Raw genomic sequence first — 10,203 nt, 5'->3', positions numbered from 1 at the left:
CGCGCCTAGATTGGCGCTTTTTTAGTCACAACAGAGGCAACCAAATTAGTGTGAACAGGCCCTAGCAAGCCTGGAACACCCTCATCAGCTGGGGGTATCCTGGTGAACAAGGTATTCCCCTATACGACCCCAATCTATTCCGGTGTATAGGGGATTCTGATTTTGCGTAACCGACACCATCATGGTTGACTCAGCATACGCATGGAGAGTTGAGTTGACCAGCAAATAACTCTTACGGCCATACATAAAATCTTTCTATAAACAATAAGATATAGATTTTTATGGAAGTTCAGGCTCGTATATGTCGAGACACCCAAGGTACTGCTGTACTCTCAAGTTTTACTTGGTTGAAATTTTGCCAGGAAGTGTTAACTGGTCGAAAAACGTCTGGGTGGTGAATTTAATAGTGGCATATCACAGCATCCCCAGCTCCAGTTTTGCCGCTTCACTCATCATCTCCCGTCCCCAGGGTGGATCAAAGACAATCTTGACCTCGGCCTCAATCACGGCGTCGAGACTGAGCAGGCGCTGCCTGACGCCCTCGGCCAGAATCGGCCCCATACCGCAGGCCGGTGCGGTCAGTGTCATATCGACGGCAACCCGAGCTTTGCCATCGTCCTGTTCGCAGATTTGACAGTTGTAGACCAGGCCCAGATCGACGATATTGACGGGAATCTCCGGGTCGTAGCAGCTGCGCAGGCGGCCCCAAACCTGTTGCTCAAGTGACGTAACGCTGTCCCCCTCAGGAAGCCGGAAGCGGTAGCGTTCCCCCAGCACATGGGCGTCGCTGGCGAAGATCTGCACCAGGTTGCCGGCCACGTTCACCGTGACATCGCCACCCAGAGCCTGGGTGACAGTGACCCAGGTGCCGGCCTTGAGCCTGCGGGGGATGCCCTCGGGAATCAGGTAAGCTTCGCAGTCATCGAGCAGTTCTACGGTCTCGCGAGTCTGCACCATTGAGTGAGTTACTCCTCTGTGGTCACAGGTTGGACATTTTCTTCAAGCGCACCCTTCAGCGTGTGCCAGGCGAGTGTCGCGCATTTGATTCGGGTGGGAAACTCACTTACCCCCCCGAGGACGGCGAGTTTGCCTATACTCCCCTCCTCGTCCTCCGGCACCTTGCCGGTCAACAGTAACTGGTGAACCCGCTCGAACAGCACCAGTGCCTCCCCCACGGGATGTCCTTTAAGGCGCTCCCCCATGAGTGATGCCGACGCCATGGAAATGGCACAGCCGATGCCATCGAAGCCGATATCAGCGATGATCCCATCTTCGACATGGAGATACAGCGTCAACTTGTCGCCACAGAGCGGGTTGTAGCCCTCCAGGCAGTGGCTGTACTCCGCCGGCACACCAAAGTTCCGCGGATGGCGGCCGTGCTCCACAATCACGTCCTGGTAGAGTTCGCGCAATTCCGGGTTCATTTAAAAAACTCCCGCACCTCGTGCAGGCCGCGCAACAGGGCTGCGACATCCTCGTCGCGGTTATAGAAGGCAAAGGAAGCCCGGGTGGTGCCGGGAATACCCAGGCGCTCCATCAACGGCATGGTGCAGTGGTGCCCGGCGCGCACGGCGACGCCCTCCCGGTCGAGAATGGTGCTGATATCGTGGGGGTGAACACCCTGCAAGACGAACGACAGAATCGCCCCTTTGTGCGGTGCGCGACCGATGATCTCAAGACCAGGCTGCCCCTGTAACGCCTCGGTGGCTAACGCCAGCAGTTCCTGCTCCCGGGCGGCGATATTTTCCCGGCCGAGTCCGTTGATGTAGTCAATTGCCGCCCCCAGGCCGATGGCGCCGGCGATGTCCGGTGTGCCGGCCTCGAAACGGCTTGGCAGATCGGCATAGTCGGTGTGCTCGAAGCTGACCTTGCGGATCATTTCGCCACCGCCCTGCCAGGGGGGCATCCCATTGAGAATCGCCCGCCGACCATAGAGCACACCAATTCCCGTGGGGGCATACATCTTGTGCCCGGAAAACGCGTAGAAATCACAGCCGATGGCGCGCATATCAACGGGCATATGTCCCACCGCCTGGGCGCCGTCCACCAGCACCGGCACGCCGTAGTGGTGGCAAATACGAACGATCTCTGCCACCGGGTTAACAGTGCCCAGGGTATTCGATACATGGCTCACCGCCACCAGTCGGGTGCGTTCGCTCATCATGTTGGCAAAGGCGTCGATCACCAGTTCGCCTTCATCGGTAATCGGTACCACCCGCAGTTTTGCTCCCGTCTGCGCAGCCACCAGCTGCCAGGGTACGATATTGGAATGGTGCTCCATCTCGGTGATCAATATCTCGTCCCCCGCCACCAGCCGCGGTCGCAGGTAGCTCTGCGCCACCAGGTTAATGGCTTCGGTGGTGCCGCGCACAAAGATAACCTCTTCGTGTTCAGCGGCGTTAATAAAGTCCCGCACCAACTCTCGAGCCTGCTCGTACTGCCAGGTGGCGCGCTCGCTCAGCTCGTGTACACCGCGGTGCACGTTGGCGTTATCTCGCTCGTAGTACTGACACAGCCTTTCGATCACCTGCCGGGGCTTTTGGGTGGTGGCGGCGTTGTCCAGGTAGACCAACGGCTTGCCGCCCACGACCTGATCCAACACGGGAAAGTCGCCCCGCGCCGCGAGAATATTTGCACCCCGGTCATTGGCGAAGCCCGTCTCCGGCCGGGATGCGGAGCGCCTGGTCATTTACGGATCCTCCCGCCTGTCGCCATTCATCAAATGCGTCAGTGCCCGTTGCAACCTGGACTCGATCATCTCGAGCGGCACCGCAAGGCGATCCAGCATTTCTCCGGCAAAGGCTTCTACCAACAGCTTGCGTGCCCGGCTTTTGGCAATACCGCGCGCGCGCAGGTAAAACAGTTGATCCGGATCCAGTTCACCAGTGGTGCAGCCGTGGCTGCACTGCACATCATCTGCGTAAATCTCCAGTTCCGGTTTGGTATTGATGTCGACCTGAGGCGACAATAACAGGTTGTGATTGACCTGGCGGGCGTCGGTTTTCTGGGCATCGGGGTGGACGATCAATTTGCCGTTGAACACGGCGTGGCCGCTTTCCCCCAGCAGGCCTTTGTAGAACACCCGACTGTGGCAATGGGGCGCCAAGTGATCCACCCGTACATGGTTGTCCACCTGCTCGCCGCCAGCCGTGAGGAACAAGCCGTCGGCACAAACGTCGGCACCTGCCGCCGCCAGGGAGATCATCAGGTCGTTGCGAACAAGCTGTCCGCCGAGATCGAAATTCTGGGCGCGGTAGCTGCTGTCGCGCCCGCAGCGGACGTGACAGCCATTGATCAGCCGCACCTCGCCGGTTTGCTGCAGTTGCAGGTGTTCCAGGCCGGCACCGGCGCCAACGCTGAACTCGGCCACCTTGTTGACCAAGTGGTGCCGCTGGCCACCCAGGTGTTGCTCCACCAGAGTCAGCTGCGCCCCCTCCCCCAGCCGCACCAACAGGCGGGGGTGAAGCATGGTTGGTTGTCTGCCACAGGTGAGCCAAAAAACCACCAGGGGGCGTTCCAAAATGACGCCGGGTGCCAGGTCAATCAGCAGTCCATCGTCGAACATGGCGCTGTTGAGGGCCGCGAAGGGATGTCGGTGGTGGACGGCAATGTCGCCGAGCGTGCCCGGTACAGCCTCGCCCCCCAGCAGTTCGCCCAGGGCGGTGACCGCAACCTTTGCCGGTAAACCCTGAATGCGCGACAGCCCGGCATCGAAATGGCCGTTGACCATGACCAGCAGATGCTCCGCATCGCACTGGGGGATCGCCAGCGGCTCACCACCATCCGGCTCGGCGAAGGGTTGGACCAGCAGGTCGCGCAGATGGGTGTATTTCCAGTCTTCTGTTTTGACGGTGGGCAGGCCCTGGGCCAACAGTTCCCGGTAGGCCCGTTGACGGAATGCGCCGAGCTGGCCGCCGTTGGCGGGAACTGCTCCCAGCCGGCCGAGGTGGGATTCGAAGTCACGCAGGACAAAGGCGTTCATCTCAGCTCCCCGCCTGCGGTTGCGCCTCTTCCGCCAGCCAGCCGTAGCCTTTTTCCTCCAGTGTTAGGGCCAGTTCCGGCCCACCCGACAGAGCGATATGGCCGTTGGCTAGGATATGTACACGATCGGGTTTGACGTAGTTGAGCAGGCGTTGATAGTGGGTCACCAACAAAATGGCCTGCGTTTCGCTGCGCAGACTGTTGATCCCGTCGGAGACGATGCGCAGGGCGTCGATATCGAGCCCGGAGTCGGTCTCGTCGAGTATCGCCAGCTGCGGCTCCAACACCAGCATCTGCAGGATTTCGTTGCGTTTTTTTTCACCGCCGGAAAAGCCCGCATTCACCGGCCGCTGCAGGAAGGCGGGGTCGATAGCCACCTGCCGGAGGCGCTCATTGACCATGGCCATAAAGTCCACTGCGTCCAGGGGGTCCTCGCCGCGATATTTGCGCAGGCTGTTATAGGCGCTGCGCAGGAACTGGATATTGCTGATTCCGGGAATCTCCACCGGATATTGAAAGGCCAGAAACAAGCCCTTGTGTGCCCGCTCCTCCGGTGCCATGTCCAGCAGGTTTTCACCGCAGAATTCCAACCTGTCGGCGCGCACCTGATAACCCTCCCGGCCCGCCAACACACTGGCCAGGGTGCTCTTGCCCGAGCCGTTGGGTCCCATCAGGGCATGCACCTCACCGGCCCGGATCTCGAGGGATAGCCCCTTGAGGATTTCACTGCCAGCGACGCTGACGTAGAGGTTATGAATACACAGCATGATGTTCTCCCCCATTACCCCACGGCACCCTCGAGGCTGACTTCCAGCAGTTTTTGCGCCTCGACGGCAAACTCCATGGGCAATTTGTGGAAGACATCGCGACAAAAGCCGTTGACGATCAAGGAGACCGCGGACTCGGGATCGATCCCCCGCTGGCGGCAATAAAACAATTGCTCTTCGCCGATGCGGGTGGTGGTGGCTTCGTGTTCGGTGCGCGCCGAGGGGTTTTTGTTTTCAATGTAGGGATAGGTGTGTGCTCCGCAGGTGCTGCTCAACAGCAGTGAGTCGCACTGGGTGTAGTTGCGCGCCCTGTCGGCCCTGGGGCTAATCCGCACCAACCCGCGGTAACTGTTCTGGGCGTGGCCGCTGGAAATCCCCTTGGAAATAATGGTGCTGCGGGTGTTCTTTCCCAGGTGGATCATCTTGGTGCCGGTATCCGCCTGCTGCCAGTTGTTGGTCAGCGCCACGGAGTAGAACTCGCCGACAGAGTCGTCCCCCTGCAAAATCACACTGGGGTATTTCCAGGTGATGGCTGAACCGGTTTCCACCTGTGTCCAGGAGATGTGTGCCCGCTTGCCGCGGCAGATACCGCGCTTGGTGACGAAGTTGTAGATGCCGCCTCTGCCCTGCTCATCGCCGGGGTACCAATTCTGCACGGTGGAATATTTGATCTCCGCGTCTTCGTGAGCGATCAGTTCCACCACCGCGGCGTGGAGCTGGTTTTCATCGCGCATCGGTGCAGTGCAACCCTCCAGATAGCTGACGTAACTGCCCGGCTCGGCGATAATCAGGGTGCGTTCGAACTGCCCGGTATTGAGGGCATTCATGCGGAAATAGGTGGACAGTTCCAGCGGGCAGCGCACGCCTGCCGGGATATAGCAGAAGGAGCCATCGGAAAACACCGCCGAATTGAGGGTGGCGAAGAAGTTGTCGGTATAGGGCACTACGGAGCCCAGGTATTTTTCCACCAGTTCGGGGTGTTTTTGCACGGCCTCTGAAAAGGAGCAGAAGATCACCCCGGCTTCCGCCAGCTTTTCCTTGAAAGTGGTGGCGACGGAGACACTGTCGAACACCGCGTCGACGGCGACACCGGCGAGCAATTTCTGCTCGTGCAGGGGAATCCCCAGTTTTTCATAGGTCTCCAGCAGTTGCGGGTCCACCTCATCGAGACTCCTGGGACCGCCCTCAGCCGAGCGCGGGGCGGCATAGTAGATGATTTTGTCATAGTCGATGGGAGGATAACTGACATGGGCCCAGGTGGGCTCCCGATGTTTCAGCATCAGTGCCTGCCAATAGTGGAATGCCTGTAACCGCCATTCCAGCATAAATGCCGGCTCATGCTTTTTGCTGGAAATCAGGCGAATGACGTCCTCACTCAGCCCCGCGGGGATGATGTCGGTGTCAATGTCGGTAACAAAGCCGTGTTTGTAACCGGGTTTCACCAATGCGTCGGCACCTTTTGCTTCGACTGCCATTGCTCGTACTCCTGGTCTCACGACCGGTTAGGCTGTCTCTCCCCTCACTACCACGCCCGATTGCGTATCTGACTCCACATGGGGCTGTACCATGGCCGCCAGACTGAGTTGTTCCAGCCCCTGGTAAATGGCCCGATTGATATGCTGCCAGTGATCTCTGACCTTGCAACGGCTTTCCATATTGCAGATGCCAGGCCCCATGTTGCATTCCGTGATTGCCAGCGGGCCCTCAAGTACGCTGATCACAGAGGCCATGGTCAGCTCCGCAGGGTCGACCTTTAGCTGATAGCCGCCATGTTTGCCGCGGCTGGAGCTCAGCAGTCCGCCCTTCACCATTTTTTTTAATAACTTGCTGACGGTGGGTTGTGGTATGACCAATTGCTTCGACAAATCTCCCGGCGTGAATTTTACTGCTGGCGTCGCGGCCATTTCTCGCAATAAAAGCACGCCGTAATCTGTCAATTTACTAATCCTGAACATAATTCCAACCCGCTTTTTTTACACGCCATCTTAAAGAGTACTAATTTGGTACAATATTAGCACTTTTTTACCGCAACCTGGTGTTGCTGGCTAAAAAATAACGAAAGCACCTATATTTATTGGTAATTAGGCCAGATGCGAAATAGTTCATGACGTCCTATCTGCTGGTGTTTCACGAGGGAAGAAAACCACGAAATCTGAGGGAGTTGATGCACAACATCCGCGCCTGGCAAAGCTGGTTCGAAGGAATGGGAGATAGACTCCTCGACGGCGGCAACGGCACCGTCACAAACCACCACGGCGATCACAGCTTTGGCGGCTTCTGTGTGTTGGAAGTGGCTGATCGCGATGAGGCCATCGCCACTGCCAGGAACTGCCCGATTCTCGCCTCAGGCGGCCGAGTGGAGCTGATGGAACTGGGTGAGCAAACACGACAGATAGGGCCGGCGCCTTGATTCGACCAAACGCATAACCAGGCATCCTCAGCGTGACCGCTGAAGCGTTATTTCTGTCGACGCAGCAATTGGGGAAGGCCGAGTTCTAGCTGAACGTCCGCTGCTACATGAGTGGATATCAAGCCTGTACCCAAACAGCCTGATCTGGCAAAATTCCCGCTTCCCACCGTAAACGGCGTACAAAAGCGTTTTTAACCTTTTCCGGGTACCTGCCCACCCCTGTAACACTGGAGTCAATATGTCATTTAACAGCTTTCCCGACCGGGATCTGATCGCGCAAATGACAGCGAAGATGCTGTTGGAAATCGAAGCGATTAATTTCAGACCAAATGATCCCTTTCGCCTAACCTCAGGGAAAGCCAGTCCGGTCTATATTGACTGCCGCAAGATCATTTCCTTCCCGCGGGTGCGTTCCACCATGATGGATTTCGGTGCCTCTACCATCCTCCGCGATATCGGTTTCGAGTCCATTGATGCGGTTGCTGGCGGCGAGACTGCAGGCATTCCGTTTGCTGCCTGGCTCGCCGAACGCCTTTCCTTGCCGATGCAATATGTGCGCAAAAAGCCCAAGGGGTTCGGTCGTGACGCGCAGATCGAAGGTGACCTCAAGGAAGGTTCCCGGGTTTTGTTGGTGGAAGACCTGACCACCGATGGCGGTAGCAAAATCAAGTTCTGCGAAGCCCTGCGCACAGCCGGTGCCGAAGTCAGCGACACTTTTGTGATTTTCTTCTACGACATTTTCCCCGACACCCGCCAGAAGCTGGCTGATATCGGAGTGAACCTCCACTACCTGACGACCTGGTGGGATGTGCTCAACGTCTGCAAGAATGAAAACCGCATGGATAGCCAAGCCATTGCTGAAATTGAGTCTTTCCTGAATGCGCCAGTGGAATGGTCACTCGCCCACGGCGGCATTGAAGAATAAAATACAAAAAAAGGCCTGTAATCAGTCGATTACAGGCCTTTTTTAATGGCAATACTTATATTGAATTCAGGCTTCTGTCGTGTACAAAGTCGATCTTTCCCTGAAAGCCAAGAATATACAGGGCAAGGCGGTCATCGGCGTAATGGGCAAAGAACTTCAATAGCGCCTTGTCATCCCGGGCAAAATCGCTGCGGTATTGATTGAATAGGCTCGAAGCGGTCAACTTGCCGTTCTTCAGGGTGACGCCATTCTGGCTGTTGATAAAATCCTTCCCTGATTTTTTAAGCAGTGCTTTGACGTTATTCCCGGTAAATGCCTGGGGCAATAATCCGGGACAGCTCATATCCGTGCAATTCAGGCCAAAATGAACCTTATGGTCTTTCCAGATCGGCCTGAGGATGCGGTTTTCAATGTCATTGAGCGACAGTGGCTGTTCGGAAACGGTGACAACGGGACTGCTCCAGGGATCACCGGAAAGGTTTTTGGCGCGAATATCGGCAAAGGTTTTGACCGGATAATTGTCGCTGATGATTTTGACGGTCAGGGCATTATAGAGATTCAGCCAATAGGCCTGCTGTTCATCCCGCCGATAGCTGCGAGGGTCGGTGTCTTCCAGTGTGCGGATATAGTTTTTTAATGCTTTTTGATCAGCAGATGACAGGGCGCCATAGCGAAACCGGTTGGCTCCGCCCTCTTTATTCACCACATAGTGCGCAAGGATGCTATTCCAGCTGCCGTGATCGATAATTTCACGGTTGCGCTCATTGCTGCGATCCCAATATCCCCAGTATTGCGACTCGGTGGAAGCGCCGGCCATCGTGCTACCCAGCAGCGAGACCAAAAAGAAAATACCTAAAACTGCCTTTCTCTGTGCCATTATCAAAGCCATCTGTTAGTTGTTGTTAGGTGCTTTGTTACCACTGCGCTGGCTATCATACAATATCAATCCCTATCCCTGTGAATCACCTCTCTATGCATAATATTAGCAGGTCTCAAATTACTGCCATTGACCAGCAACACATCTGGCACCCCTACTCCTCACTGCTGCAGCCATTACCAGTCTATCCGGTGGCTTCCGCACAGGGCGTGCGCCTGAAACTGGCCGACGGCCGCGAATTGATTGACGGCATGTCCTCCTGGTGGTGTGTGATTCACGGCTACAGCCATCCCGCGCTGAATACGGCACTGCGGCAGCAGGCTGAGCAGATGGCCCATGTGATGTTTGGCGGCCTTACCCACGAGCCCGCAGCCCGCCTGGCCCAGACACTGGTTGAACTCACGCCCGCTGGGCTCGATAAGGTGTTTTTCTCGGACTCGGGGTCAGTCAGTGTCGAGGTGGCCATGAAGATGGCCATTCAGTATTGGCAATCACAGGGCGTAAAAGGGAAATCCCGGTTGTTGAGCCTGCGCAACGGTTACCACGGCGATACCTTTGGCGCCATGTCGGTGTGCGACCCCGTCACCGGCATGCACCACCTGTTCAGCGATGTGTTGATGCCACAACTGTTCACTGAGGCGCCCCGCTGTGGTTTTCACGACAAATGGGATGAAGCGTTTATAGGGGATTTTGAGGCTGTGATCAGCGCGCACGCCGATGAGCTGGCGGCGGTGATTCTCGAACCAATTGTCCAGGGTGCCGGCGGCATGCGCTTTTATTCCCCGGATTTTCTCAAACGGGTTCGGCAGCTCTGTGACGAGCACGAGGTACTGCTGATTGCCGATGAAATCGCCACCGGCTTTGGGCGCACCGGCAGGCTGTTCGCCTGTGAGTGGGCGGACATTTCGCCGGATATCCTCTGTCTGGGCAAGGCCTTGACCGGGGGCTATATGACCCTGGCAGCCACCCTCTGTACCGAGCAGGTCAGCAATGGCATATGCCAGGGTGAAGCGGGCGTGTTTATGCACGGCCCCACCTTTATGGGCAATCCCCTGGCCTGTGCGGTGGCCAATGCCAGTATCGAGTTGCTGCTCGCCTCTGACTGGCAGGCGCGCATTGCCGCCATCCAGCGGCGTCTAGAGGCGGGACTCGCAGCCGCCAGGGAATTCGACACTGTGGCCGATGTACGGGTTCTCGGGGCAATTGGTGTGATTGAAATGAAAGCGCCTGTCGATCTGGCGCG

11 protein-coding genes are annotated in these 10,203 nt (G+C 57.0%); 3 read left to right on the top strand and 8 right to left on the bottom strand.

Annotated elements, in window-relative coordinates; all coding sequences use genetic code 11:
* Window positions 1–414 precede the first annotated feature (414 nt).
* From sufT to ABY948_RS08410, 7 genes are read right to left on the bottom strand one after another with little or no spacing between them, the layout of a single operon-like run.
* Complete coding sequence (sufT, locus tag ABY948_RS08440; RefSeq protein WP_461482090.1) at window positions 415–957, bottom strand: putative Fe-S cluster assembly protein SufT; 543 nt, start codon at window positions 955–957, stop codon at window positions 415–417.
* An 8-nt stretch (window positions 958–965) separates the two neighbouring features.
* The gene (sufU, locus tag ABY948_RS08435) at window positions 966–1,424 is read right to left on the bottom strand and encodes a Fe-S cluster assembly sulfur transfer protein SufU (RefSeq protein WP_461482089.1); all 459 of its coding nucleotides are present in this window, start codon (window positions 1,422–1,424) and stop codon (window positions 966–968) included.
* On the bottom strand, window positions 1,421–2,689 hold the full coding sequence (locus tag ABY948_RS08430; RefSeq protein WP_461482088.1) for an aminotransferase class V-fold PLP-dependent enzyme: 1,269 nt from the start codon (window positions 2,687–2,689) through the stop codon (window positions 1,421–1,423). The genes sufU and ABY948_RS08430 overlap by 4 nt, the downstream gene beginning before the upstream one ends.
* The gene (sufD, locus tag ABY948_RS08425; protein ID WP_461482087.1) at window positions 2,690–3,982 is read right to left on the bottom strand and encodes a Fe-S cluster assembly protein SufD; all 1,293 of its coding nucleotides are present in this window, start codon (window positions 3,980–3,982) and stop codon (window positions 2,690–2,692) included.
* Window position 3,983: 1 nt separating this feature from the next.
* Entirely contained in the window at window positions 3,984–4,748 is a 765-nt protein-coding gene (gene sufC, locus ABY948_RS08420) for a Fe-S cluster assembly ATPase SufC (RefSeq protein WP_461482086.1), read from the bottom strand.
* Between the two features lie 14 nt (window positions 4,749–4,762).
* Window positions 4,763–6,223 carry a Fe-S cluster assembly protein SufB gene (sufB, locus tag ABY948_RS08415; protein ID WP_461482085.1) on the bottom strand — a complete coding sequence of 487 codons (1,461 nt, stop codon included), beginning with the start codon at window positions 6,221–6,223 and terminating at the stop codon, window positions 4,763–4,765.
* A 27-nt stretch (window positions 6,224–6,250) separates the two neighbouring features.
* Window positions 6,251–6,703 (bottom strand): SUF system Fe-S cluster assembly regulator, encoded by a 453-nt coding sequence (locus ABY948_RS08410; RefSeq protein ID WP_461482084.1) that lies wholly within the window; start codon window positions 6,701–6,703, stop codon window positions 6,251–6,253.
* 248 nt (window positions 6,704–6,951) lie between these two features.
* Here ABY948_RS08410 and ABY948_RS08405 point away from each other — a divergent pair, with 248 nt between their 5' ends.
* Together ABY948_RS08405 and ABY948_RS08400 are read left to right on the top strand one after the other, a co-directional pair.
* The gene (locus tag ABY948_RS08405; protein WP_461482083.1) at window positions 6,952–7,158 is read left to right on the top strand and encodes a YciI family protein; all 207 of its coding nucleotides are present in this window, start codon (window positions 6,952–6,954) and stop codon (window positions 7,156–7,158) included.
* Window positions 7,159–7,396: 238 nt separating this feature from the next.
* Window positions 7,397–8,083: an orotate phosphoribosyltransferase gene (locus tag ABY948_RS08400; RefSeq protein WP_461482082.1), complete on the top strand. Its 687-nt coding sequence runs from the start codon at window positions 7,397–7,399 to the stop codon at window positions 8,081–8,083.
* A gap of 55 nt (window positions 8,084–8,138) precedes the next feature.
* Here ABY948_RS08400 and ABY948_RS08395 read toward each other — a convergent pair whose 3' ends face one another.
* Entirely contained in the window at window positions 8,139–8,960 is an 822-nt protein-coding gene (locus ABY948_RS08395; RefSeq protein ID WP_461482081.1) for a DUF547 domain-containing protein, read from the bottom strand.
* Window positions 8,961–9,055: 95 nt separating this feature from the next.
* Here ABY948_RS08395 and bioA point away from each other — a divergent pair.
* Window positions 9,056–10,203: adenosylmethionine--8-amino-7-oxononanoate transaminase (gene bioA, locus ABY948_RS08390; protein ID WP_461482080.1), on the top strand; the 1,148-nt coding region annotated here is incomplete at its 3' end.

The sequence above is a fragment of the Porticoccus sp. genome (assembly GCF_041592135.1).
Taxonomy (GTDB): Bacteria; Pseudomonadota; Gammaproteobacteria; order Pseudomonadales; family Porticoccaceae; genus Porticoccus.
The sequence above is the reverse complement of the archived record's forward strand: the minus strand, read 5'-3'. Positions and strand labels throughout refer to the sequence as shown.

Bases quoted from the DNA above. Each gene is read 5' to 3' on its own strand.
- ABY948_RS08395 (WP_461482081.1), bottom strand. From the start codon at position 8,960: ATGGCACAGAGAAAGGCAGTTTTAGGTATTTTCTTTTTGGTCTCGCTG.
- ABY948_RS08400 (WP_461482082.1), top strand. From the start codon at position 7,397: ATGTCATTTAACAGCTTTCCCGACCGGGATCTGATCGCGCAAATGACA.
- sufC (WP_461482086.1), bottom strand. From the start codon at position 4,748: ATGCTGTGTATTCATAACCTCTACGTCAGCGTCGCTGGCAGTGAAATC.
- ABY948_RS08430 (WP_461482088.1), bottom strand. From the start codon at position 2,689: ATGACCAGGCGCTCCGCATCCCGGCCGGAGACGGGCTTCGCCAATGAC.
- sufU (WP_461482089.1), bottom strand. From the start codon at position 1,424: ATGAACCCGGAATTGCGCGAACTCTACCAGGACGTGATTGTGGAGCAC.
- ABY948_RS08405 (WP_461482083.1), top strand. From the start codon at position 6,952: ATGGGAGATAGACTCCTCGACGGCGGCAACGGCACCGTCACAAACCAC.
- sufT (WP_461482090.1), bottom strand. From the start codon at position 957: ATGGTGCAGACTCGCGAGACCGTAGAACTGCTCGATGACTGCGAAGCT.
- sufD (WP_461482087.1), bottom strand. From the start codon at position 3,982: ATGAACGCCTTTGTCCTGCGTGACTTCGAATCCCACCTCGGCCGGCTG.
- sufB (WP_461482085.1), bottom strand. From the start codon at position 6,223: ATGGCAGTCGAAGCAAAAGGTGCCGACGCATTGGTGAAACCCGGTTAC.
- ABY948_RS08410 (WP_461482084.1), bottom strand. From the start codon at position 6,703: ATGTTCAGGATTAGTAAATTGACAGATTACGGCGTGCTTTTATTGCGA.